This is a genomic window from Franconibacter sp. IITDAS19 (assembly GCF_023079515.1).
GTDB lineage: Bacteria > Pseudomonadota > Gammaproteobacteria > Enterobacterales > Enterobacteriaceae > Franconibacter > Franconibacter pulveris.
This window is the reverse complement of the sequence record NZ_JALJCP010000005.1, coordinates 225,555-250,063: the sequence shown is the minus strand read 5'-3', so window position 1 is coordinate 250,063 and position 24,509 is coordinate 225,555. Positions and strand designations below refer to the sequence as shown.

Genomic DNA, 24,509 nt, shown 5'->3' with positions numbered 1-24,509 from the left:
TGCGGGATTGCCCGCAGGGGGGATGAACAAGCGCCTCGCCTTATTTCGCCACTGTGGACGAGCCGTCGGCGTGCCACTGGAAGACACCAAACTCAAATCCTTTCAGATCGCCTTTTTCATCCCAGTTCAGCGGCCCAATCACGGTATTCGCACCGTGCGCTTTTAACTCTTTAACCAGCTCCGCCGGTTCGCGGCTGTCGGCGCGCTCAAGCGCGGCAGCGAGCGACTGCACGGCGGCGTACGTTATCCAGACATACGGTCCGCTCGGATCTTTCTTCTGCGCTTTCAGCGCTTCCACCACCGCCTGGTTGGCAGGTTCCTGGTCGTAGCGTTTCGGCATAGTGACCAGCATCCCCTCGCCCGCCTTGCCCGCAATGTTAGAAAGCGACGCGTTGCCTACCCCTTCCGGCCCCATAAACTGCGTTTTCAGACCGGTGGCGCGCGCCTGGCGCAGCATCTGGCCCATTTCGGGGTAGTAGCCGCCGTAGTAAACAAAGTCGATATTCTCTTTTTTCAGACGCGACAGCAGCGCGGAGAAATCTTTCTCGCCTGCGGTAATGCCGTCAAAGAAAACCACGTTGGCGCCGCCCTTTTTCAGCCCGTCCTGCACCGAACGCGCCAGCCCTTCGCCGTACTGCTGCTTATCATGGATGATGGCGATGCGCTGCGGCTTGACCGTCTCCAGAATGTATTGCGCGGCGGTCGGTCCCTGAGCGGAATCGAGGCCTGCGGTGCGCATAATCATCTTATAGCCGCGCTGCGTCAGCTCCGGGTTAGTGGCGCCCGGCGTTATCATCAGAATGCCTTCGTCTTCATAGATGTCTGATGCAGGCTGCGTGGAAGAGGAGCAGAGGTGACCAATCACATACTGAATACCGTCGTTGACGATTTTGTTCGCCACCGCCACGGCCTGTTTTGGATCGCAGGCGTCGTCATATTCCACGCCCACCAGCTTGTCGCCCTTGATGCCGCCTTTGGCATTGATATCGTTAATCGCCTGGCGCGCGCCGTTGAACTCCATATCGCCCCACTGCGCTACCGGCCCGGACATTGCGCCGACAACGGCCACTTTAATTTCTTCAGCGAAAGCCGTTTGCGATACCGCCAGTGCAATCATCCCCGCGATAAATGACTTCGCGTTCCTGTTCATTCTCAAATACCCCATTTGTGACGTGTGTTGCTAATTGGTTTTATTATGGTTAAAAATTATTCTGTTGATTTTATAGACAACGCTATTTTTGCCTGTTTCTTTAATGGCTTAGCGTAGTATTTACGGAGAATACTAACTAAATCCTCTATTTTTCAGGCGATTAAGCAGAGATAATATTCTGTATTAATGCGGAGATAAACAAAAAAAAGCGCAGCGATTAGCATAAAATATCGATATTATGAGCCAGATAAATCGCTGCCTTTCAGCGTTATCTGCGGGTGTTCTTTCGATCCGCAACGGTTACGACTGCTTTGCTGTTAACACAAAAAGTAATCAGCTAGTGAATAGATAAGAAAGTAAAAGCCGCCGGTAAAAGAAATTAGGTAAACTTAGCTTTATTTCTGTTTGCGGAAACGCCCGTCATGAAACTTACCATTATTCGCCTCGACACCTTTAGCGAGCAGGACTATCTCGATCTCGGCAAAATCTGGCCTGAATACCCCGCCGACTCGCTGCGCGTAGATGAAACGCACCGTATTTACGCCGCTCGTTTTAACGACCGTCTGCTTGGGGCTGTGCGCGTGTTGCTAAACGGCACCGAAGGGACGATGGACTCGCTGCGCGTGCGTGAAGTTACGCGCCGCCGTGGCGTCGGGCATTACCTGATAGAAGAAGCGATTCGCGATAACCCGTCGATTACCGACTGGCGGGTAACGGATACCGGCGTGGAAGACCGCAACGTGATGAATGCGTTTATGGCGGCGCTGGGCTTTACCGCACAGCAGGATAGCTGGGCGAAGCGCTTAGAAGCGTGATGGCGGCGGCATCGCTGTTAAAGGGTGGATGCGCTTCGCTTATCCACCCGACAAAACCGCCCGCACCACAGTCGTTACAGGACGGGTAAGCGTGCACACCCGCCGTCGTGGGTTGAAGGGTGCAGCTAACGCCGCTGTAGCGCCAAAGGCGCAGCAGCATATTTCCCCAGGGATTTCGTGTTACAGCAAGGCGGCAAACCCTGAAATCCCCGGGAGCTTACATCCGTAAGTGACCGGGGTTGAAGGGTGCAGCTAACGCCGCTGTAGCGCGAAAGGCGCCACAGCATATTTCCCCAAGGATTTCGTGCTACAGCAAGGCGGCAAACCCTGAAATCCCCGGGAGCTTACATTCGTAAGTGACCGGGGTTGAAGGGTGCAGCTAACGCCGCTGTAGCGCGAAAGGCGCCGGGGAAATTATTTGGCGTCGGTGGCCGTGCCGTTAGCATGCCAGGTAAACACGCCGAACTCAAAGCCCTTCAGGTCGCCCTTTTCATCCCAGGAGAGCGGGCCCATCACCGTTTCCACGGAGCTGCCTTTCAGGTATTTGGCGATAGCCGCCGGGTCGTCGCTCTGGTTCAGGCCTGCCGCCAGCGATTGCAGCGCGGCGTAGGTGGTCCAGACGAAAGCGCCGCTCGCATCCTGCTTGTTCGCTTTGATGGCGTCTACAATCGGTTTGTTTGCCGGCACCTGATCGTAGTTCTTCGGCTTGGTAACCAGCATTCCTTCAGCAGATTCGCCTGCGATGTTCGAGAGCGACACGTTCGCTACCCCTTCCGGCCCCATAAACTGGGTTTTCAGGCCCGCCGCACGGGACTGGCGCAGAATCTGCCCCATTTCCGGGTGATAACCGCCGTAGTAAACGAAGTCGATGTTTTCTTTCTTCAGGCGCGCCACCAGGGTGGAGAAATCTTTCTCGCCCGCGGTAATGCCGTCAAAGAAGACCACGTTCGCTTTACCTTTTTTCAGGTTGTCCTGCACCGCGCGCGCCAGGCCTTCGCCATACTGCTGTTTGTCATGGATGATGGCGATGCGCTGCGGTTTCACTTTCTCCAGAATGTATTTCGCCGCCGTCGGCCCCTGATCGGAGTCCAGACCGGTGGTACGCAGGATCAGCTGATAACCGCGAGCGGTCAGCTCCGGCGCGGTGGCGGCCGGGGTGATCATCAGAATGCCTTCGTCTTCGTAAATGTCAGAGGCAGGCTGCGTGGAAGAGGAGCAGAGGTGGCCAATAACATATTTAATGCCGTCGTTAACCACTTTGTTCGCTACCGCGACCGCCTGTTTCGGGTCGCAGGCGTCGTCATATTTTACCGCTACGAGCTTATTGCCCTTAATGCCGCCTTTGGCGTTGATGTCTTTAATCGCCTGCTCGGCGCCGGTAAACTCCTGGTCGCCGTACTGCGCTACCGGACCGGACATCGCCCCGACCACCGCGACTTTAATATCTTCCGCCATCGCCGCGCTGCTCATTGCCAGAGCGATACATCCCGCCAGTAAGGCTTTACCCATCATTTTCATCCTGAGCTTCCCCATTGTTGTGGTTTTTGCAGTTGTGTTGTTGTTTTGTTTTGACACTTTATTTTAGCTTCACAATAGAGTTCAGCATTTAATGCCATGTACGGCGAATACCGCCCGTGTCCTGGCAGCATACTCTGCTAAAACATACCCCATTTTTTTGAATTTGGAATCACTATTTTTCACGTCAATATCGGCAGGATATGGCGAAAAAACATACGCCGCGCCAGTCGGGCGGCGTGATATCGGGGTTTACCAGCCTGCGGGCAGATAACCGAGGGCGGAGAACACGGCATAAACCGCGCTCGCAAGATAGAGCAACACGATGGTCGCCTGAATCAGCGGATGCGTGCTCCAGCTGCACTGCCAGCGCGGCGTAAGCTCCCCTCTGCGGCGGGCGCCTTTAAGAATGAGAATAGGCATGATGGAGAGGATAACTCCGCTGAATACCCCGGCGAAATAGAGGGCATTCACAAAGGAGACCATGCCGCTGTAGGCCAGCGCGAAAGGCGGCAGCGCCACAATAAGCAGCACGCCAACGCGCTTAAGCGGCTGCGCGTCGTCGCCCAGGCGGAATTTATCAAAGATATTGGTCAGGAAACTGCCGCCAAGCCCCCAGTAGGAAGTGAGCATGGCGCAGAGCGCGAAAATATTGGCGGAGAAGAAAGCCCACTCGCCCAGCGCGCGTCCCCAGGAGATAGTCGCCACTTCTGAAACCTGCTCCAGCCCGTTGAGCGCAATCACCGAAAGCGGTACGAGGGTGAGCAAAAGAAAAGTCAGCGCCATGCCGACGATAATCGCCTTCGGCAGCTTTTCCGGCTTATCGGCAAAACCGCGCGCCATCTCCGGCACGATATATTGCGCCGCAAAGCAAAAGGCCGTGACGTTAAAAACCGGCACCATATAACGCCAGTCGCCATCCAGCAGGTAACGAACCTGCGTTGTCTCTTTTAGCAGCGTGGCCACCACCAGCACGCTTATCATCACCACCATGCCGATGCTGATAAATTTCTCGCCGCGGCCGATGGCTTTCAGGCCGAGCCAGAGCACGCCCGCCGCCGGGATAAAAAAAAGCAGGCTGCCCATGGCGGGCGACAAACCAAACAGCGAGTGAAGGAGTTTACCGCTGCCGGTCATGTAGGCGGTGAGCGCCCCTACGCTGTTGACGCAAACCGAGGCGAACATCATCCAGGCGCCGAACCGCCCGACGTAGCGCGCCGCCAGGCCACTCAGCTGTAAGTGCGAGCGGGTGCGCAGCGTGGCTTCCGCAACATAGAGCATGGTGATGGTGGTCAGCGTGCCGACGAGCGCCAGCCAGAAGAGCAGCGGCAAAAAGCCGGCTTTGCTGGAGGCGTAAGCGATGGAAAGCACCCCGGCGCCAATATTAGTGCCGACGATCATCGCGACGCCTTCCACGAAGCTTAACGATTTAGCGGGTGCGGCGGCCCGTTCGCGGGCGCGCCAGAGCGAGGCGGGAGTCGTGTTTTCAGACATAATTCTTCCTTAAATATCCGGCGGCTGAAGGCGCCGGTAGCGAGTGTGTTCACGTGTTTGATTTTTTTGCTTTTAATGAGAGTTAAGCGTCCGGCTTAAAGGCGCGGTCCCTGCCTGAGAGCCCAAAGGCGCGCTGTCATGACCTGTCGAACGATAACAGGCCATAACGCAGGCGCCCTCGGGATGTCCGGTTCCCTTAGCGCGTTAAGGCGCGGGAGAGAATGTCGAGCGCTTTGCGGAACTGCGCGTCGGGAATAGTGAGCGGATAGAGGAAACGGATAACGTTGCCGTAAACGCCGCAGCTCAGCAGCAGCAGCCCTTCCTGCTGTGCACGGGCCTGCACTTCGCGAGTGAATTCCGGCGAAGGCTTACCGGTTTGCGGATCGTTAAACTCCACCGCCACCATCGAACCCTGCGCGCGGATATCGGCAATGGCCGGACAGCGCTCGCGCGCCTGCTTCAGCACTTCAACCAGATGCAGGCCGAGCTCCTGGGCGCGCTGGCACAGGTTTTCCTGCTCAATAACATCCAGCACGGCGTGGGCCGCCGCTACTGCTAATGGGTTGCCGGCATAGGTGCCGCCAAGGCCGCCCGGCGCGGGCGCATCCATTACTTCGGCACGCCCGACCACGCCAGAGAGCGGCATGCCGCCCGCCAGGCTTTTCGCCATGGTGATAAGGTCTGCCTTCACGCCGTAATGTTCCATGGCGAAGAGCTTGCCGGTACGGGCGAAGCCGGTCTGCACTTCATCGGCAATCAGCAGAATGCCGTGCTCGTCGCACAGCGCGCGCAGCGCCTGCATAAAGGCGGGCGGCGCCACGTTAAAGCCCCCTTCTCCCTGCACCGGCTCAAGGATGATGGCCGCCACCTGATCCGGCGCGATATCCGCTTTGAAGATGCGCTCAAGGCTCGCCATGGCGTCGTCAACCGAAACGCCGTGCAGCTCGTTCGGATACTGTCCGTGATAAACGGAACCGGGGAACGGCCCGAAGCCGATTTTATAAGGCGCCACTTTGCCGGTAAGCGCCATGGTCATAAAGGTACGGCCATGGAACCCGCCGCCAAAGGTAATCAGCCCCGGGCGGCGCGTATAAGCGCGGGCGATTTTAACGGCGTTTTCCACCGCTTCCGCGCCGGTAGTAAAAAACGCGGTTTTCGCCGGGCCGTTGACCGGTGCGCGCTCGTTGATGCGCTCAGCCAGCGACACATAGCTTTCGTAAGGAACGATCTGGTAGGCGGTATGGGTAAACGCCTGCAGCTGTTTTTCAATCGCCGCGACGACCATCGGGTGACGGTGACCCGTGTTCAGCACCGCGATGCCTGCGGCAAAGTCGATAACTTCGTTGCCTTCCACGTCCCACAGGGTCGCGTTTTCGGCTTTCTCGGCGTAAAAACCGCACATGACGCCAACACCGCGTGGGGTGGCGCTCTGACGACGTTGATTCAAATCTGAATTTTTCACCCTCAATCTCCTGCTGATAAACGTCACTTTTTAGCAACAAACCTGAAACAGTGACGTTTATTTACACAGTCTATGGCCCTATAATCGAGTACCAGTCTGGTTTAATTGAGGGATCCAATTGCGTTCTTTAGTGGCCGATCTCTTAGCCGTCCGGCTCGGCGAGCAGCAGGACGAATTGCTACACAAGCGACTCTATAACGCTATCCGCCTGTCGATTCTGGATGGCAGCCTGCCGCCGCAATGCCGCCTTCCCCCTACCCGGGATCTTGCCCGTGAACTTGGCCTTTCACGCAACACAATTTTAACAGTTTATGAACAACTGCTGGCGGAAGGATATGTTTTATCTCGTCAGGGAAGCGGAACATTCGTCGCCGATGTGGCGCCGGACAAACTGTTATCTGCGCCGGTGATGGCGCCTGGGGAGCATATTGACGCGCCCCCTGTTAGCTACTCGTCCCGAGGGAAATGGCTGCTGGATCACATCAGCGCCAGCCCGCGCCAGTGGGGAGCCTTTATTCCCGGCGTGCCGGATGTGAACGCTTTTCCCCATCAGCTTTTCAGTAAAATGCAGGCGCGCATCAGCCGCCGTCCTACGCCGCAGCGCCTCACCTACAGCAGCCAGGGCGGCACGCCGGAGCTGCAACATGCGCTGGCGAATTACCTGCGGGTAGCCCGTTCGGTTCAGTGCTCGCCCGAACAGGTGCTGATCACCGAAGGCATTCATCAGGCCATCGATCTGGTGGCGCGCATGTTGTGCGACAGCGGCGATGAAGCCTGGGTGGAAGAGCCTTCCTACTGGGGGATACGCAACGTCCTCCAGATGAACGACGTGAAGATTTGTCCGGTGCCGGTAGACTCCGCCGGCCTGGTTCCGCCGGAGCGCACAAGCGCCGCGCCGCGCCTGATCTTCGTTACCCCGTCTCACCAGTATCCGCTCGGTGCGGTGATGAGCCTGGAGCGCCGTCAACGGCTGCTGGCGTTAGCGCGCCAGAACGGCAGCTGGATTGTGGAAGATGATTATGACAGCGAATTTCGCTTCTCCGGCCAGCCAATTCCGGCGCTGCAGGGGCTGATGCCCGACCCGCCGGTGATTTACATCGGCACCTTCAGCAAAACGCTCTATCCGGGGCTGCGGCTGGGCTATGTCGTGCTGCCGCGCGCCCTGGCGCAGGAGATGAAAGCGGCGCACGCCGAGCTTTATCGCGGCGGCCATTCGCTTATTCAGGCGGCGCTGGCGGAGTTTATCGAAGCGGGCCATTACAGCGCCCACATCCGGCGCATGCGCCTGCTTTACGGGCGGCGGCGCGCCTTCCTCACCGGGCTGATAACCCGCTATCTTGGCCCGCAGGCGCTTTCCGACTTCAGCGATAACGCCGGGCTGCACCTGGTGCTGAACCTGCCGCAAGAGGCGGACGATATCGCCATCGCAAAGCGTGCCAACGCGCGCGATATCCTGGTGCGGCCGCTCTCCAGCTACTACCTGACGGAAAACCGGCGGCGCGGTCTGCTAATGGGGTTTGCCTGCGTGCCGGAGGAAAAAATGGAAGGGGCCTTTAAGGCATTGATGCAGTGCATCAATGACGTCTGTCCGCAGGCAGCCGAAGGGCTATAAAAACAAAACGCCCCACGGCCAGAGGCTCAGCGGGGCGTTCACGGGACTGACGCGGGTTACGCTTCGATAGCGGCGCGCAGTTTTTTCATCGCATTCTTTTCAAGCTGACGCACGCGTTCGGCGGAAACGCCGTAACGGTCGGCCAGCTCCTGCAGCGTGCTCTTGTTGTCTTCATCCAGCCAACGGGCGCGGATGATCTGCTGGCTGCGCTCGTCCAGACCCTGCATCGCGTAGGTGAGTTTGTCCGCAGCGTGCTCATCCCAGTTATCGTCTTCGATGCCGTCAGCGAAGTTCGACGATTTATCCTGCAGATAAAGCACCGGCGCCATGGGCTGCCCCTCGCCAGCGTCATCATCGGAGGACATATCAAACGTCATGTCCTGCGCCGCCATACGCGACTCCATCTCGCGCACGTCTTTGCTGGAAACGCCCAGCTCGCGGGCCACCATTTCCACTTCGTCCTGGTTAAACCAGCCCAGACGCTGCTTGGTTTTACGCAGGTTGAAGAACAGCTTGCGCTGCGCTTTAGTGGTAGCGACTTTCACGATGCGCCAGTTGCGCAGCACGTACTCGTGAATTTCCGCTTTAATCCAGTGCACGGCGAAGGAAACCAGGCGCACGCCCACTTCCGGGTTAAAGCGACGCACGGCTTTCATCAGGCCGATATTGCCTTCCTGAATCAAATCCGCCTGCGGCAGGCCATAGCCTGCGTAATTACGGGCAATATGAACAACAAAGCGCAGGTGAGACAGGATCAGCTTTTTAGCTGCTTCCAGATCGCCCTGGTAATGCAGCCTTTCAGCCAGCGCCCGCTCTTCGTCTGCCGACAACATCGGCCAGGCGTTGGCGGCCCGGATATAAGACTCCAGGTTACCTACCGGGGCTAAAGCTAAATTTTGCATTTCTTTGGTCATTCAAATCCTCTCATTCGACATCTTACCGGCGTTGGTATGTCCCCATCAGGCAACAGACGCACCGGCGTTGTGAGCAACGAGACTACCATTCGCTCATTACTATGACAGTGATTTTATCCACAAGTTCCATGCGAAGCTGTGAATAAATTACACACATTCTGTGACAGAGCAATGAAAACGCGGCAAGAGGTACAGCGGTGATAAGCGTTACTGCATCCCCTGCAACGGGAACTCGTAGCAGGGGATGATTATAACAAATATTTTTTATTCGGGGGTAAAGTGACGTAAATGTTGCACGGTGGCAAGCCAGGCGGCCAGCCAGCCGATCATCGAGCAAACCAGCAGCAACAACAGGCACTCATCGAAAGACAAGCCGTTGATTTCAAAAGTGGTTCCGAAAACTTTCGCCACGTCAGAAACCGCGCTGGAGAGCCGCAGCACCAAAATTTCTGAAAGAATCAGTGAAAGTAAAGCGCCCGAAAAGCCAAGTAAAGCGCCGCCGTACAGGAACGGACGCAGGATAAACCCATCCGTTGCGCCAATCAGTTTCTGCACGTTGATGGTGTCGCGCCGGGCGAAAATGCTCAGACGCACGCTGTTGCCGATAACCAGGAACACTGCGGCGACCATCAGCACGCCGATCATCGCCGACACGCGGCCCACAAGGCTTGTCAGCGCCGCCAGCCGGGCGAACCAGCTGTCGTCCATACGCACTTCATCAATGCCGTGAATACGGGAGATGCGATCGCGCAACGTGGTAAGCGCTTCGGTGCTCTGGAAATCCAGCTTTGGCACGACGACCGCCACGGCGGGCAGCGGGTTTTCTTCCAGCATATCCAGCGCGCCGCCAAAGCCCGACCAGTTGCGGAATTCACCAAGCGCCTCATCGCGCGAAAGGTAATTCACCTTTTCCACGCCCTGCTCGGCCTGAAGCTGCCCCACTACCTGTTGCGCTGCGTCATCATCCAGCGCCTTGTCGAAATAGACGGTGATTTGCGGCGAAGGATAATACTGCGAGGCCGCCTGGTTGACGTTTTTGTAAACCATATAGCAGACGCTTGGCAACGTCAGAGAGATGGCGATAACCATCACCGTCAGAAACGTAGCGAACGGCTTGCTTTTCAGGTCCGCCAGCGCGCCCTGCCAGGCGTAACGCATCTGTTCGTTAATGCCGCCCTTACGGGATTTACCTTTGCCGCTCGTCGCTTTCGCACGCTTTGGCGAAGGCTTGCCCGGCTCGCCCCCGCGCCGCTGTTGGTTGTAATCGTTCAGCTTGTTGCTGAAGCGGCGAATCTGATTAAGCGCGTCGCGTTTATTCACCAGCCAGGCCTCCATGCAAATGCCCGTCGCTCAGGGATAACACACGGTACGCACGGCGGGAGATAAGCCCGGTGTCATGCGTCGCCATCAATACGGTTACCCCTACGCGATTAAACTCCTCAAAAAGACGCAAAATCCCTTCCGAGAGCGCGTCGTCCAGGTTGCCGGTCGGTTCATCCGCCAGCAGCACCGCCGGTTTGTTCACCACCGCACGGGCGATGCCGACGCGCTGCTGCTCGCCGCCGGAAAGTTGAATCGGAAAGTTTTTCGCTTTGTCCAGCAGCCCCACTTTATCCAGCGCCGCCGACACGCGACGACGAATGTCTTCGCCGCTGGCGCCGGCGATAATCAGCGGGATCGCCACATTATCGTAAACCGTTCTGTCCATCAGCAGATGGTGATCCTGAAAGATCATGCCAATCTGGCGGCGCAGGAACGGCACTTCGCTGTTTTTCAGGCGGCTGATTTCATGACCGCTGAAAAAAATCTTGCCGGCGCTGGGCCGCTCAATGCCGCAAATGAGCTTGAGCAGGGTGCTTTTCCCGGCGCCGGAATGGCCGGTCAGAAACGCCATCTCGCCCGGCTGCAGGTGAAAAGTCACCCCCTGCAGCGCTTGTCTCCCACCGAGATAGGCTTTGCTGACGTGTTCAAAGCGAATCATTGTTAATCCTCTCGGGCAAAAAGTGCCTCAATAAAATCGCCCGCGTTAAACGGACGCAAATCTTCAATACGTTCACCGACGCCGATATAGCGAATCGGAATGTGGAACTGGTCCGCCACCGAGAAGATAACGCCCCCTTTGGCGGTGCCGTCGAGCTTGGTCAGCGTAATGCCGGTCAGCCCAACCGCTTCGTGGAACAGCTTCGCCTGACTTACCGCGTTCTGCCCGGTGCTGGCGTCGATGGTGAGCATCACTTCATGCGGCGCGTCCACATCGAGCTTTTTCATCACGCGCACAATCTTTTTCAACTCTTCCATCAGGTGCGCTTTATTCTGCAAACGCCCTGCGGTGTCGGCAATCAACACGTCAACATTACGCGCTTTCGCCGCCTGGATGGCGTCGAAGATAACCGAGGCGGAATCCGCGCCGGTGTGCTGAGCGATAACCGGAATATTGTTGCGCTGGCCCCAGACCTGAAGCTGCTCAACCGCCGCCGCGCGGAACGTATCCCCGGCCGCCAGCATGACGGTCTTGCCCTGCTGCTCAAACTGGCGCGCCAGCTTGCCGATGGTGGTAGTTTTACCCACGCCGTTTACGCCGACCATCAGAATCACGAACGGGCTCTTGCCTTCAATATTAAGCGGCTCATCCACTTTCGCGAGAATATCACCCATCTCTTCTTTCAGCAGACCGTAGAGCGCTTCGGCGTCGCGCAGCTGTTTACGGCTGGCCCCTTCGGTGAGATGGTTGATGATGCGGCGCGTGGTTTCCACGCCGACATCCGCAATCAACAGCTGTTCTTCCAGTTCCTCGAACAGATCGTCGTCGATTTTTTTGCCGCGGAACAGGCTGATAAATCCGGAACCGAGATTCTCTTTGGTTTTCAGCAGGCTGCGCTTAAGGCGGGCGAAGAAACCCTCTTTGGTCGGCTTCTCTTGCTCAACGGGCGCCGCTTCTTCAGCGGTTTCCGGCGCATCTTGCGCCTCGATGTCATCAAGGATCTCTTCCGCTTCCGGCTGCGCCGCCAGGGCCAGCGCCGCGAGTTCTTCCTCGTCGATGGCCTCTTCCTGCGACTCGATTTCCTGCTCCGGCTGCCAGGCTTCCGGCTCCGCTTCTGCGGTTACCTCTTCCGGCAGCGGCAGCGTTTCGTGCTCAATCTCAGCGAGGGGTTCTGGCTCAATTTCGGCAACGACCTCGGGTTCCGCCTCAAGCGGCGCGGCTTGCTGGACGGTTTCCTGCTCTTCATAAGCGGCCGCCGCCTCCTGCTCTTGCGCTACCTGCTCGCTGACGTCCACCACATCCTGCGCAAACGTCTCCGACTCCGCGAGCGTGTGCGGCTCGGCCTGTTCTTCGCGCTGCGTTTCTTCAGGCGCGACGGACGCGGCTTCAGCCGGTTTTTCTTCAACCGCCTGCTGCTCTGCTACTTGTTGTTCTTCCTGCGCTGGCGCCTCGTCTTTCTGGCCAAAACCGAGCCAGGAAAAAAAGCCACGTTTTTTCTCTTTTGCCATTGGCGAATACACTCCTCGCGGTTAAGTCATGGCGCAGTCCCGTCGTCACCGCGCGGGTACTGAAAAAATTGCAAATGAATACGTTAGTCTACCACTTTCCCTGCGGGGCGGCACGCGAGGGGATTGAGGTTTCGTCCGCCCCTCTGCGCCGCTAGAATAGCAGGCCAGATTGTTGAGCGCAGTGAGCATAATGAAGAAACCCACCACCTCCGGCAGCGGACAGATCCGCATTATTGGCGGGCAGTGGCGCGGCCGGAAACTTCCGGTCCCCGACAGCCCCGGCCTTCGTCCTACCACTGACAGGGTGCGCGAAACCCTGTTTAACTGGCTCGCCCCTTATCTGGTAGATGCCCGCTGCCTCGACTGTTTCGCCGGTAGCGGCGCGCTGGGCCTTGAGGCGCTCTCTCGCTATGCGGCCAAAGCCACGCTGCTTGAGATGGAGCGCGGCGTCGCGCAGCAGTTGCAAAAGAACCTGTCGACGCTAAAGGCGAGCAACGCACAGGTAGTGAACACTAACACACTTAATTACCTTAACCAGCCGGGCGAACCGTACGACATTGTTTTTGTCGACCCGCCTTTTCGTAAAGGCTTGCTGGAAGAGACGCTGAAACTGCTGGAAACGCAGGGTTGGCTTGCCAGCGGCGCGATGGTCTATGTTGAAAGCGAAGTGGAAAACGGCCTGCCGCCAGTGCCGGCAAGCTGGCGGCTGCATCGCGAAAAAGTCGCGGGACAGGTTGCTTACCGCCTTTATTCGCTTGAAACACAAGGAGAAGAAGATGTTGATTAATCTGGGTCGCCTGTTGATGCTCTGCGTCTGGGCCTTTCTTATTCTGAATATCGTTCAGCCTTTTCCGCGGCCGCTCAATATCTTTGTCAACGTGGCGCTGATCTTTATGGTGCTGATGCATGGCCTGCAGTTGAGCCTGCTGAAAGCGACACAGCCAAAAGAAGGGCCGGCGCTTAGCCGCGCACAGCAGTTGCGCATTTTTATCTTTGGCGTGTTTGAACTTCTCGCCTGGCAGAAACAGCAAAAGCGCCCGCGTTAACGGGCCGGGTCGGGGACGAAGCGAATAAAGCGCGTCCCCTGATAGCTGAGCGTGCCGGTCTCTCCCACCGCTAACGCATGATATTGCTCCGCCTCCAGACGAAACGTCATCGCCAGCCCGCCGTCTGGCGCCCGAAAGCTCGCCTCATAACGCATCGTCTGCGCAGGCGGCGCCACCTCACGCTGGCGCGAGCGCTGCTCGTTCGCCGCTTTTTCACGTTTGTTCATCACTTTCATACGCTTTTCCACCACAGGCGCGGCGTCATTGGCGCCGTTTTCGCGCCGCTGGTGCATGAAGCGAAATGAAGCGGCAACAACGATTAAGAGGATGATAATAATGAAAAAAAGCGGTGGTTTACTCATGCTGGCTGCCTGAATCGCGGATACATTTTAAGAATACCCCGTAGCGACTGACGTTGTCATCCCGACGCTTCGACCACTAGACTGAAAGGTAGAGCCGTGCGCTGAGCGCACCCGTTACCATAACTGATTCAGGGACTTATCATGCTTTGGTCGTTTATTGCTGTCCTTCTTTCCGGCTGGCTGTATGTGGATGCCTCCTACCGTGGTCCGGCGTGGCAACGCTGGGTATTTAAGCCGCTTACGCTGCTCTTGCTGCTGTTGCTCGCCTGGCAGGCGCCGCTGGCGGAACCCGTGGGCTATCTGGTGCTTGCCGGGCTGGTCGCGACGCTTGCGGGCGATGCGCTGACGCTGCTGCCGCGCCAGCAGTTGCTCTATGCCACCGGGGCGTTTTTCCTTTCGCACCTGCTTTACACCATCTATTTCGCCAGCCAGATGTCGATGTCTTTCTTCTGGCCGCTGCCGCTGGCGCTGCTGGTGATTGGCGCGGCGCTTATCGCCACCATCTGGACGCGGCTTGATACGCTGCGCTGGCCGGTCTGCACGTATATCGGCATGACGCTGGTGATGGTGTGGCTTGCGGGCGAGCTCTACTTCTTCCGCCCGACCGATACCAGTTTCTCCGGCTTTGTGGGTGCGTCGCTGCTGCTGCTCGGCGTTATCGTCTGGCTCGGCAGCCATTACCGTAAGCGCTTTACCGGCGACAGCGCCATCGCAGCGGCCTGTTACTTCGCCGGCCACTTCATGATCGTACGTTCGCTCTATCTCTGATAGCCGACGAAAACTCACATCCCCCCTTGACTCTGGAGTCGACTCCAGAGTGTATCCTCCGGTAATGAGAAAATTATCGTTACCGGAGGATGCCATGCCCTCTTCTTCTCCTGGCCCCGTTAAAACACCGCAATTCGCGAAGATGAAACTTAATCCATTGCCTGAAGCGAAGCCCTGCTGCCCGGGCGGTACGTGTGCAGCGGATGCGCCGGAAGCGACGCCGGATATCGCCGCTCGCCTGAGCTGGCGCGTGGAGGGGATGGACTGCGCCGCCTGCGCGCGCAAGGTAGAGAATGCCGTGCGTCAGGTTCCCGGCGTACGCCAGGTGCAGGTCGCGTTCGCCACCGAAAAACTGCTGGTGGACGCGCCGGATGAGGCCCGTGAAGCGATAGCGCGCGCCGTCAACGCCGCAGGCTATACGCTACGCGACGCCCGCGCGCCGGTGGCCGACACTGCCAGCTGGCGCGATTACCTGCCCATTATTACCCTCCTCTCGCTGATGCTTATCAGCTGGGGGCTTGAGCATGTCAATCACCCTTACGGCAAGCTGGCTTTTGTGGCGACCACGCTGGTCGGCCTGTGGCCCGTGGCGCGGCAGGCGTTCCGGCTGATGCGCAGCGGCAGCTGGTTTGCCATAGAGACGCTGATGAGCGTGGCGGCGACGGGTGCCTTAATTATCGGCGCGACCGCTGAAGCGGCGATGGTGCTGCTGCTGTTTCTTATTGGCGAGCAGCTGGAAGGCTGGGCGGCGAAGCGCGCGCGAAAAGGCGTCAGCGCGCTGGTGGCGCTGCGCCCGGAGACCGCCGTTCGTCTGCGCAACGGCCAGCGTGAAAGCGTGGCGCTGGAAACGCTGCGTCCCGGCGATGTGATAGAGGTGGCGGCGGGCGGACGTTTGCCTGCGGACGGCAGGCTGCTTTCTCCTTTCGCAAGCTTTGATGAAAGCGCCCTGACGGGTGAGTCGCTGCCCGTTGAGCGTCAGCAGGGTGAAAAAGTGGCGGCGGGCGCCACCAGCGTGGACCGGCTGGTGCAGCTTGAGGTGGTGAGCGAACCGGGCGACAGCGCTATAGACCGCATTCTTCGGCTGATTGAAGAAGCGGAAGAGCGCCGCGCGCCCATCGAACGTTTTATTGACCGCTTCAGCCGCCTCTATACGCCTGCGATCATGCTGCTGGCGCTGCTGGTCATGGTTATCCCTCCGCTCTTTTTCGCCGCCGCCTGGCAGGAGTGGATTTATAAAGGGCTGGCACTGCTGCTGATTGGCTGCCCCTGCGCGCTGGTTATCTCCACGCCTGCGGCTATCACGTCGGGCCTTGCCGCCGCTTCGCGGCGCGGCGTGCTGATAAAAGGGGGCGCGGCGCTGGAGATGTTAGGCCGCGTGCGACAGATAGCGTTTGATAAAACCGGCACGCTGACCGCCGGCAAGCCGCAAGTCACGGCGATAACCGCCGAGCGAGGCCTGGAAGAGGCCGCCTTGCTGGCTTTTGCCGCCGCCGTTGAACAGGGCAGCACGCACCCGCTGGCGCAGGCCATCATTCATGAGGCGGCCCAGCGTAACGTGGCGCCGTTGCGAACCCGGGCGCAGCGTACGCTGGCGGGCGTGGGCGTGGAAGCCGAAGTGGAAGGACGCGTCGTGCGCCTTAGCGCGCCGGATAAAACGCAGATGGAGATACCGGACCGCTGGCGACAGCGGATCCGCGAGCAGGAGGCGCAGGGGCAGACGGTGGTGCTTGTCGAATGTGAAGGCGAACTGCTCGGCACGCTGGCGCTGCGCGACACGCTTCGCCCGGACGCTCGCGAGGCGGTAGAACGCCTTCGCGCGCTGGGCATTCAGAGCGTAATGCTGACCGGGGATAATCCGCGCGCTGCGGCAGCCATCGCCGGTGAAGCAGGCATGGATTATCGCGCAAACCTGCTGCCTGGCGATAAAGTCGCGGCCATTAACGAGCTTAACCGCCGCGCGCCGCTGGCGATGGTGGGCGACGGCATTAACGACGCGCCCGCCATGAAGGCTTCCGCCATTGGCATCGCCATGGGCAACGGCACCGACGTGGCGCTGGAAACCGCCGATGCGGCGCTGACCCACAGCCGCCTGACGGAACTGCCGTCGATGATAAAACTCGCTCGCGCGACTCACCGCAACATCCGGCAGAATGTCGCTATCGCGCTGGGATTAAAGGGCATTTTTCTGGTCACCACGCTGCTCGGCATGACCGGCCTGTGGCTGGCGGTGCTGGCGGATACGGGCGCCACGGTGCTGGTAACCGCCAACGCCCTGCGGCTGCTGCGTAAAGGGCGGTGAGGGATATACAGGTAAAACGGGGTGGCGCTGCGCTTACCCATACGACAAAAAAACCACCGTCGATGCGGCGGTTGTTTATGCCAGCGGCCCTTTTGCCGCGAATCAGGATGATTAAGGGGGCGGCGCGCCCCCGTAACCTCTTCGCGTGAGGGAGCGCGTCATGGAAAGCCCGCGCTTCAGCAAACAGGCTCTTCCGCCGCCCGAACAGCGTATCCAGGGCGGGTAAGCGCAACGTTAACCAACCTCTTACATCATCCCCAGCATTCCCGGCAGCCAGAGCGATATCGCCGGAATGTAAGTCACCATCGCCAGTACAATCAGCAGCACGGCGTAGAAGGGCAGCATGGAGCGCACCACCGCCTCAATCTTCTGCTTGCTGACCGCGCTTGCCACAAACAGCACCGAGCCCACCGGCGGGGTAATCAGGCCGATCCCGAGGTTCACCATCATGATCATGCCGAAATGCACCGGATCGATGCCAAGCGTATTGGTCACCGGCAGCAATACGGGCGTGAGGATAAGGATAATCGGCGCCATATCCATCAGCGTGCCGATAAGCAGCAGCATGACGTTGAGATACATCAGAATGACGTACTTGTTATCCGAGAGCGACGTAAAAAACTCGGTGATGCGCGTTGGCAGCTGCATGTAGGTCATTACCGCGCCAAACGCCGCCGCGAAGCCTATCAGGATCATGACGATAGTGACGGTTTTTACCGTACGGCAAAGCAGTTTCGGCAGCTCATTCCATTTGTAGTCGCGGTAAATAAACATCGTGACGAAGAAGGCCCAGACGCAGGCGACCGCCGCCGATTCCGTCGCGGTAAATACCCCCGTCAGAATGCCGCCCAGGATAATCACCACCGTCATCAGCCCCCAGAGCGCGTCGACAAAAATTTTCAGCGCCTGTTTCATCGGAATGCGCTCGCCTTTCGGGTAGCCGCGCTTGCGGGCAAAGGCCAGACAGAGCACAACCAGACACATTCCGAGCAGCAATCCCGGCAAGACGCCGGCGATAAACAGCGTGGCGATGGAGACCGTGCCGCCCGCCGCCAGTGAATAAATCACCGAGTTATGGCTTGGCGGAATGAGGATAGCCTGCACCGAACCGCTCGCTGTCACCGCCGCCGCGTAGTCGCGCGGGTAGCCCTTTTTTTCCATCTCCGGGATCATCACACTGCCGATAGAGGCCGTATCCGCAACCGACGAGCCGGAAATGGCGCCGAAAAAGGTGGAAGCGACAATGTTCACCAGCGACAGGCCGCCGCGCACAAATCCGACAAACAGGTAGGCGAAGTTCACCAGACGGCGCGCAATGCCCCCTTCCGCCATAATGGCGCCCGCGAGGATAAAGAACGGAATAGCCAGCAGCGTGAACTTATTCACCCCGCTGGTGATTTGAATCATCAGCGCTTCCAGCGGCAGCTCGATCCACAATGCGCCCGCCACAGCGCTTAACCCTACGGCGAAAGCCACCGGCATGCCCACCGCCAGCAACACCGCGAGGGTGGCCAGTAAAATGAATGCGTCCATTGGTTTGTCACCCCGTCAGCTGTGGTTGCCAATCAGCACTACCGGGCGGTTCTCCTGGGAACCGAACAGCAGGCGTTCAATGACGAACAGGATTAAGATCGCCGCGCCGACAGGCAGCGGCAGGTAAGTTTCCCCGGAGGTGACGACAGGGAACTCCGCGACAGGCTGCTCCCACAGTTCGAGGCAAAGAAAGTAGCTGTAGTAAAACATTACCAGCGAGATGACCAGCATCAGGGCGTCCACAACGCGCGCCAGCAGGCCCTGCCAGAACGGCGGCAGACGGTCGGTCAGCATGTTCACGGCGATGTGCGACCCGGCGCGGTACCCCACGGCTGCGCCAATAAAGGTGAACGTCACCATGCAGATAATGGCGACCGGCTCCGGCCAGGACTCCGCCCGATTGAGAACATAGCGGGAGAAAACGTTAATCGGGATAATAACGGTCATCACCACCAGCGCCAGCCCGGCGACGGCCATGGCGAACAGGTAAAGCTTGTCCATACAGGATAAGTAAAAGCGGGACATAACGCCTCCGGGAAAAGGTGCAGCGCCGGTTGTCCGGCGCAGGGAATTACTGAACGTCCGCTATCGCTTTCATCAGATCCTGATGCTTTTCACCATACTGCTGGCGCACAGGCTCAGTGGCCTTCACAAACCAGGCTTTGTCGATGTCGTGGAACTGCACGCCGCCCGCTTTCATCTTGTCGAGGGCCTGCTTGTTATAGGCATTCCACAGCTCGCGCTGCTCCATTTGCGCTTCGCGGGCGAGCTTCAGGATGGTTTGCTGCTGTTCAGGCTTGAGCTTGTCCCACTTCGCTTTGGAATAAAGCAGCATTTCCGGAATGATAAAGTGGCCGCTCAGGGTGTAGTTTTTAGCGACCGGCAGGTAGTTGTGGGCGATATAAGTCGGCGGGTTGTTCTCTGCGCCGTCAATCACGCCGGTTTGCAGGCCGCTGTAAACCTCGCTCACCCCCATCGCGACCGCGCTCGCGCCCATGTCTTTTAGCGTGGCGAGCGCCACCGGGCTGCCCTGTACGCGGATTTTCATCCCGTTCAGGTCTTCCGGCTTCGCCACTGCGTTTTTGGTAATGAGGTTGCGGGTGCCGGAATCCATCCAGCCCAGGAAAACCAGACGAGATTTCGGGTTGCTGGTGAGTTTATCGCCAATCTGCTTGCCGATGTCGCCGTCGATAATCTTGTGCATATGGTCTTCATCGCGGAAAACGTAAGGCAGCGTGAAGACTTCGATTTCCGGCAGGATGGCGGCGACAGGCGCCATCGAGACGCGAATCATGTCGATGGCGCCCATTTGCGCCTGTTCAATCATCTGTTTTTCATCGCCCAGCACGCCGCCCGGAAACACTTTAATCTCCAGCTCGCCGTTAGTCTGCTGTTTGAGTTTATCGCCCATATGCTGGACGGCGACGACATTCGGGTACCCTTGCGGATGCACATCGGCAGCTTTGATCACCTGCGCCGACGCGGCGGTCGCAAACATCAGTGACGCGGTGGACAGGCACAGGCCAGCCAGGCCTGTTAATAAGGTCTTTTTCATCGGGTCAGCTCCAGCAGAGTAAGAGGCAAGATATAAAACGCTGTTTTGATTTGCCGCTTAAAACTAGCTTAAGCCTGGTAAAACGGAGGTGAAGCGCCTCACAAAAGTGAAAGCTTTGAAACAAGGTTTTAAAAAGAATGTGACGAAGGTTCAGGGCAGCCGCTTAATCGGGACTGCCCACGCATTATCAGTGCCCTTTGCGCAAGATATAGCGATAGGGCAGCGTTTCCGTCTGCTGGGCGAGCAATTCATGTTCCATAAAACGGCAAAAGCCCGGTATATCACGGGTAGTGGCCGGGTCATCGGCAATAATGAGCAGCGTCTCGCCTGCCTGCATATGGCGAACGGTTTTACGCACCATCATTACCGGTTCCGGGCAACGCAGCCCCTGAGCGTCCAGCGTATGGTCGGGATTGGCGAACAGGTCGGTCATTTTATTCTCGGATCAGTCAAAAACCGCCTTAGTTTACGCGCAGAAGGCAGAGGCGCAAGCGAGCTTAACGATTGCGTTAAAATTAACCATTGCATTGACGACGTAAAGCAGTATTATGCGGCGGCTTTTGCGCAAACGCGCCGCGTCTGCCCTCAAGCAAGAATGAACTGGGTTCCCTCACCCCAACTAACAAAAAGGTCACAATATGACGTCCTTTACTTCAAGCCAGCGCCGCCGTGCGCTCGTCTGGCTTTCGCTGTTTCATTTGCTGGTTATCACGTCCAGTAACTACCTGGTGCAACTGCCGGTTTCCATTTTCGGTTTTCACACCACCTGGGGCGCGTTCAGCTTCCCATTTATTTTTCTGGCAACCGACCTGACCGTGCGCATTTTTGGCGCGCCGCTGGCTCGCCGCATTATTTTCGCAGTAATGGTGCCGGCGCTGCTGATTTCTTACGTGGTCTCGTCGCTTTTCTACATGGGAAGCTGGCAAGGGTTCGGCGCGCTTGCGCACTTTAACCTGTTCGTTGCCCGTATCGCCACGGCGAGCTTTATGGCTTACGCCCTTGGGCAGATTCTGGATGTGCATGTCTTTAACCGTCTGCGCCAGAGCCGCCAGTGGTGGCTTGCGCCTGGCGCCTCCCTGCTGCTTGGCAATATCAGCGACACGCTGTCGTTCTTCTTTATCGCCTTCTGGCGAAGCCCCGATCCGTTCATGGCCGAGCACTGGATGGAAATCGCTGCGGTGGACTACTGCTTTAAGGTGCTTATCAGCATTATTTTCTTCCTGCCGATGTATGGTGTGCTGCTGAATATGCTGTTGAAAAAACTGGCAGATAAATCCGATTTCTCCGCGTTGCAGCACGGTTAAACGTTCGCGGAATTTCTTGTGTTAAGATGCAGGGATGGGTCGTTATGACCGTTTATGTAAAGGAATAAGTCAATGCGCAACCTGGTAAAATATGTCGGTATTGGCCTGCTGGTAATGGGGCTGGCGGCCTGTGACAACAACGACAGCAAAGCGCCTGCTGCCGGCAACGCGGCCGAAAGCAGCGCCGCCAGCGGTCAGCCGGTAAGCCTGCTGGATGGCAAGCTGAGCTTCTCCCTGCCAGCGGATATGTCCGACCAGAGCGGCAAACTCGGCACCCAGGCGAACAACATGCACGTTTACTCGGACACCACCGGCGAGAAAGCGGTTATCGTCATTCTTGGCGACAACACCCAGGAGCCGCTCGATGTGCTGGCTAAACGGCTGGAAGACCAGCAGCGCAGCCGCGATCCGAACCTGCAAGTGGTCACCAACAAAGCCGTTGAGATCAAAGGCCAGAAGCTGCAGCAGCTTGACAGCATTATCTCCGCCAAAGGCCAGACCGCCTACTCGTCTGTCGTGCTGGGCCATGTGGATAACAAACTGCTGACCATGCAAATCACCCTGCCTGCCGACAATCAGCAGCAGGCGCAGAGCGCGGCGGAAAATATCATCAACACCATCGTGTTGAAGTAATCACTGCCGCGTTTCACCGGCCTCTGGCGCCTGCGTCAGAGGCCGTTTTTTTAGCCGCCACGCCAGCCCCATCGCTGCCAGCACCAGCGCCGCCGACGCCAGATAAATCATCGGCACGCCCGCGTAAGCCATCATCACGCCCGCCAGCGGCCCGGTCATACCGAGCGATAAGTCCATAAACACCGTGTAGGTCGCCAGCGCGCTGCCCTGGTTATGCTGCGGCACCGCTTTCACCGCCACCACGCCAAGCGCCGGGAAGACCAGAGAGAACCCGCCGCCTGCGAGCAGCGTGCCTGCCTTCGCCATCAGCGGCGTGACGGCGAGCCCCACCAACAGCAGCCCCAGTGCTTCTACGGCAAAGCAGATCATCGCCACGTTCAACCCGCCGAGACGGTTAATGCCGTTGGGGAACAGCAGGCGGCCGCCGACGAACGCGGCGCTGAAGAGCGTCAGCGCGAAAGCCGCGCCATCCCAGCCTTTGGCCTGATAAAAGAGCGTGATAAAGGTGGCGATAACGCCAAAGCCGGTCGAAGAGAGCGCCAGCGCCATGCCATAGGGCCAGACGCGCCCCAGCACCGCGCGAAACGGCAGCGGTTTGCCCTTGCTGGCCGTCACTTTAGGTCTCGGCAGCGCCAGCAGCGCCGCCAGCAGCGATACGCCCATAATCACGCCCGCCAGCAACCGCAGCCCGCCCCATGCGTAGCACAGCGCCCCCAGCGGTGCGCCGACCGCCATCGCCCCGTAAGTCACTACGCCGTTCCACGAAATCACTTTACCGATATGCACCGAACCCACAACGCCCACGCCCCAAAGCGTCGCCCCGGTTCCTGCAAGGCTCTGTCCTACGCCAAGGATGAGTCGTCCAAGGCAGAGCAGCGCCAGGCTCGCCAGCGGCCAGGCTTGCGTTTCTGCCGCCAGCCAGTAACAAAGCCCGCTTAAGAAACAGCCGCACAGGCCAAGAATCACGACTTGCTTTGGCCCGAGCGTATCGGCGGCGCGTCCGGCGTGCGGACGGCTTAACAGGGTGGCGAAGTATTGCAGGCTGATAACCAGCCCCGCCCAGAAGGCGCTAAAGCCCATCACGTCGTGCACATAGCCGGGCAGCACCGCAAGCGGCAGACCAATGGTTAAAAAGCTGGCGAAGTTAAAGATAACAACAGATACGATGCGCAGATTAAGGCGTAATCCGCTAATAGCCGGTTCAGCGGCGCGGTCGGGCATGGAAATCACCGGAAATTAACAACAGTGCGCCAGTATAAACATGTCGCCCCCGGAAAATCAGCCTTCACTTTCAGAACGCTCTACTCCGGCGCGCTTTCTGCAAAGGGCTACACTGTAAACAACCACACAGTACGGGCGACTACTTAAAAGGACTTCACCATGCTCAGAAAGACGGGCAGCAGCAACGAGGTTGCGGCCACGCAGAAGGCTGGCCTGCATATGCTGCAAAAGCTGGCGGCGCTGGTCATTATTCTGGCCGGCATCCACGCCGCCGCCGACATTATTGTTCCATTATTGCTGGCGTTGTTTTTCGCCATCGTGCTTAACCCGCTGGTCACGTGGTTTGTGCGCCGGGGCTTTAAACGCTCGTTCGCCATTACTATTGTGGTCATCGCGATGCTTTTCGTGCTCACGCTGCTGCTCGGCCTGCTGGCCGCTTCGCTCAATGAGTTCGTTGCGCTGTTGCCAAAATATGCGAACGAATTCTCACGCAAAATAATGCGTCTGGAACGGATGGTGCCGTTTATGCATTTGCATCTCTCGCCGGAACGCATGCTGCAGCGAATGGATTCCGAAAAGATGATGGGCTATGCCACCATGCTGATGACGCAGCTTTCCGGCGCGATGGCGAGCATCGTGCTGCTGGTGATGACCGTCGTGTTTATGCTTTTTGAAGTGCGCCATCTGCCCTACAAACTGCGTTTCGCCCTTTCCAACCCGCAGATTCATATCGCCGGGCTGCACCGCGCGCTGAAGGGAGTGACCCATTATCTGGCGCTTAAGACGCTCATTAGCCTCTGGACCGGGGCCATTATCTGGCTCGGGTTAACGCTGCTTGGCGTGCAGTTCGCGCTGATGTGGGGCGTGCTCGGCTTCCTGCTTAACTACATTCCTAACATCGGCTCTGTGCTTTCAGCCATTCCGCCCATGATCCAGGCGCTGCTGTTTAACGGCTTTTACGAATGCGTGATGGTGGGCCTGCTTTTCCTGGCGGTACATATGGTGCTGGGGAATATGGTGGAGCCGCGCATGATGGGACACCGCCTCGGCATGTCGACGCTGGTGGTCTTTCTCTCGTTGCTTTTCTGGGGCTGGCTGCTCGGCCCGGTGGGCATGCTGCTCTCCGTGCCGCTCACCAGCGTCTGTAAAATCTGGATGGAAACCACCACCGGCGGCGCCAAACTCGCGATTCTGCTGGGGCCCGGCAGACCGAAAAGCCGCTTACCGGGATAGCATAAAAATAAAGAATAGGTTAAAGCGGGCAATTGCCCGCTTTAACTTTTACAGGGGTTTATTGATTCTCTGCATAGATTGATAAAATCTTTTTTTTCCGCAGC

At 58.1% G+C, this 24,509-nt stretch carries 23 protein-coding genes; 9 read left to right on the top strand and 14 right to left on the bottom strand.

Translation table 11 applies throughout. From position 1 onward, the window contains the following. Positions 1–40: 40 nt before the first annotated feature. The gene (livK, locus tag MT962_RS15520) at positions 41–1,150 is read right to left on the bottom strand and encodes a high-affinity branched-chain amino acid ABC transporter substrate-binding protein LivK (RefSeq protein WP_247366010.1); all 1,110 of its coding nucleotides are present in this window, start codon (positions 1,148–1,150) and stop codon (positions 41–43) included. Between the two features lie 422 nt (positions 1,151–1,572). On the opposite strand from livK, the gene panM reads away from it, so the two are divergent. Continuing rightward, complete coding sequence (gene panM / locus MT962_RS15515; protein ID WP_247366009.1) at positions 1,573–1,965, top strand: aspartate 1-decarboxylase autocleavage activator PanM; 393 nt, start codon at positions 1,573–1,575, stop codon at positions 1,963–1,965. 414 nt (positions 1,966–2,379) lie between these two features. Here the strand turns inward: panM and MT962_RS15510 are convergent, their stop codons facing one another. The 3 genes from MT962_RS15510 to MT962_RS15500 form a co-directional block, all read right to left on the bottom strand. Continuing rightward, entirely contained in the window at positions 2,380–3,483 is a 1,104-nt protein-coding gene (locus MT962_RS15510) for a branched-chain amino acid ABC transporter substrate-binding protein (protein WP_139025662.1), read from the bottom strand. Between the two features lie 249 nt (positions 3,484–3,732). Next, positions 3,733–4,974 (bottom strand): amino acid permease, encoded by a 1,242-nt coding sequence (locus tag MT962_RS15505; RefSeq protein WP_024557061.1) that lies wholly within the window; start codon positions 4,972–4,974, stop codon positions 3,733–3,735. Positions 4,975–5,170: 196 nt separating this feature from the next. Continuing rightward, positions 5,171–6,436 (bottom strand): 4-aminobutyrate--2-oxoglutarate transaminase, encoded by a 1,266-nt coding sequence (locus MT962_RS15500; protein WP_247366008.1) that lies wholly within the window; start codon positions 6,434–6,436, stop codon positions 5,171–5,173. Positions 6,437–6,554: 118 nt separating this feature from the next. Here MT962_RS15500 and MT962_RS15495 point away from each other — a divergent pair, with 118 nt between their 5' ends. Next, positions 6,555–8,048 carry a PLP-dependent aminotransferase family protein gene (locus tag MT962_RS15495; protein WP_048888773.1) on the top strand — a complete coding sequence of 498 codons (1,494 nt, stop codon included), beginning with the start codon at positions 6,555–6,557 and terminating at the stop codon, positions 8,046–8,048. A 56-nt stretch (positions 8,049–8,104) separates the two neighbouring features. Here the strand turns inward: MT962_RS15495 and rpoH are convergent, their stop codons facing one another. The 4 genes from rpoH to ftsY all read right to left on the bottom strand — a co-directional run bounded on the left by rpoH (position 8,105) and on the right by ftsY (position 12,451). Next, a complete protein-coding gene (rpoH, locus tag MT962_RS15490; protein WP_024557064.1) occupies positions 8,105–8,962 on the bottom strand; it encodes an RNA polymerase sigma factor RpoH in 858 nt (285 codons plus the stop codon). A 264-nt stretch (positions 8,963–9,226) separates the two neighbouring features. Then, positions 9,227–10,282, bottom strand: a complete 1,056-nt coding sequence (ftsX, locus tag MT962_RS15485; RefSeq protein WP_034881892.1) for a permease-like cell division protein FtsX — start codon at positions 10,280–10,282, stop codon at positions 9,227–9,229. Continuing rightward, positions 10,275–10,943: a cell division ATP-binding protein FtsE gene (gene ftsE / locus MT962_RS15480; RefSeq protein ID WP_024557066.1), complete on the bottom strand. Its 669-nt coding sequence runs from the start codon at positions 10,941–10,943 to the stop codon at positions 10,275–10,277. Before ftsE ends, ftsX begins: the two co-directional genes overlap by 8 nt. Positions 10,944–10,945: 2 nt before the next feature. Further along, positions 10,946–12,451 (bottom strand): signal recognition particle-docking protein FtsY, encoded by a 1,506-nt coding sequence (ftsY, locus tag MT962_RS15475; protein WP_247366007.1) that lies wholly within the window; start codon positions 12,449–12,451, stop codon positions 10,946–10,948. A gap of 190 nt (positions 12,452–12,641) precedes the next feature. Here ftsY and rsmD point away from each other — a divergent pair, with 190 nt between their 5' ends. Together rsmD and MT962_RS15465 are read left to right on the top strand one after the other, a co-directional pair. After that, positions 12,642–13,238, top strand: coding sequence for a 16S rRNA (guanine(966)-N(2))-methyltransferase (gene rsmD, locus MT962_RS15470; RefSeq protein WP_247366006.1), 597 nt, complete (start codon positions 12,642–12,644; stop codon positions 13,236–13,238). Further along, positions 13,228–13,497 carry a DUF1145 family protein gene (locus tag MT962_RS15465; protein WP_024557069.1) on the top strand — a complete coding sequence of 90 codons (270 nt, stop codon included), beginning with the start codon at positions 13,228–13,230 and terminating at the stop codon, positions 13,495–13,497. The genes rsmD and MT962_RS15465 overlap by 11 nt, the downstream gene beginning before the upstream one ends. On the opposite strand, the gene MT962_RS15460 is transcribed toward MT962_RS15465, so the two are convergent. Then, positions 13,494–13,859 carry a DUF2500 domain-containing protein gene (locus MT962_RS15460; RefSeq protein ID WP_048888771.1) on the bottom strand — a complete coding sequence of 122 codons (366 nt, stop codon included), beginning with the start codon at positions 13,857–13,859 and terminating at the stop codon, positions 13,494–13,496. The two genes, MT962_RS15465 and MT962_RS15460, sit on opposite strands and share 4 nt — an antisense overlap. Before the next feature lie 141 nt (positions 13,860–14,000). Between MT962_RS15460 and MT962_RS15455 the strand changes: the two genes are divergently transcribed. Both MT962_RS15455 and zntA read left to right on the top strand, forming a co-directional pair. Beyond that, entirely contained in the window at positions 14,001–14,627 is a 627-nt protein-coding gene (locus MT962_RS15455; RefSeq protein ID WP_024557071.1) for a lysoplasmalogenase, read from the top strand. Positions 14,628–14,721: 94 nt separating this feature from the next. Continuing rightward, a complete protein-coding gene (gene zntA, locus MT962_RS15450) occupies positions 14,722–16,926 on the top strand; it encodes a Zn(II)/Cd(II)/Pb(II) translocating P-type ATPase ZntA (protein WP_247366005.1) in 2,205 nt (734 codons plus the stop codon). A gap of 246 nt (positions 16,927–17,172) precedes the next feature. Here zntA and MT962_RS15445 read toward each other — a convergent pair whose 3' ends face one another. From MT962_RS15445 to tusA, 4 genes are all read right to left on the bottom strand, one after another. Further along, on the bottom strand, positions 17,173–18,459 hold the full coding sequence (locus MT962_RS15445; protein ID WP_024557073.1) for a TRAP transporter large permease: 1,287 nt from the start codon (positions 18,457–18,459) through the stop codon (positions 17,173–17,175). A 15-nt stretch (positions 18,460–18,474) separates the two neighbouring features. Then, positions 18,475–18,984: a TRAP transporter small permease gene (locus tag MT962_RS15440; RefSeq protein ID WP_247366004.1), complete on the bottom strand. Its 510-nt coding sequence runs from the start codon at positions 18,982–18,984 to the stop codon at positions 18,475–18,477. A gap of 46 nt (positions 18,985–19,030) precedes the next feature. Further along, complete coding sequence (locus MT962_RS15435) at positions 19,031–20,014, bottom strand: TRAP transporter substrate-binding protein (protein WP_024557075.1); 984 nt, start codon at positions 20,012–20,014, stop codon at positions 19,031–19,033. Between the two features lie 187 nt (positions 20,015–20,201). After that, positions 20,202–20,447, bottom strand: a complete 246-nt coding sequence (tusA, locus tag MT962_RS15430) for a sulfurtransferase TusA (protein ID WP_024557076.1) — start codon at positions 20,445–20,447, stop codon at positions 20,202–20,204. A gap of 205 nt (positions 20,448–20,652) precedes the next feature. On the opposite strand from tusA, the gene MT962_RS15425 reads away from it, so the two are divergent. Together MT962_RS15425 and MT962_RS15420 are read left to right on the top strand one after the other, a co-directional pair. Further along, a complete protein-coding gene (locus tag MT962_RS15425; RefSeq protein ID WP_024557077.1) occupies positions 20,653–21,318 on the top strand; it encodes a 7-cyano-7-deazaguanine/7-aminomethyl-7-deazaguanine transporter in 666 nt (221 codons plus the stop codon). 72 nt (positions 21,319–21,390) lie between these two features. Then, complete coding sequence (locus MT962_RS15420) at positions 21,391–21,951, top strand: DcrB family lipoprotein (RefSeq protein WP_024557078.1); 561 nt, start codon at positions 21,391–21,393, stop codon at positions 21,949–21,951. On the opposite strand, the gene MT962_RS15415 is transcribed toward MT962_RS15420, so the two are convergent. Then, positions 21,952–23,172: an MFS transporter gene (locus MT962_RS15415; protein WP_247366003.1), complete on the bottom strand. Its 1,221-nt coding sequence runs from the start codon at positions 23,170–23,172 to the stop codon at positions 21,952–21,954. A 159-nt stretch (positions 23,173–23,331) separates the two neighbouring features. On the opposite strand from MT962_RS15415, the gene MT962_RS15410 reads away from it, so the two are divergent. Then, positions 23,332–24,405: an AI-2E family transporter gene (locus MT962_RS15410; RefSeq protein ID WP_247366002.1), complete on the top strand. Its 1,074-nt coding sequence runs from the start codon at positions 23,332–23,334 to the stop codon at positions 24,403–24,405. The last annotated feature ends 104 nt before the right edge of the window (positions 24,406–24,509 follow it).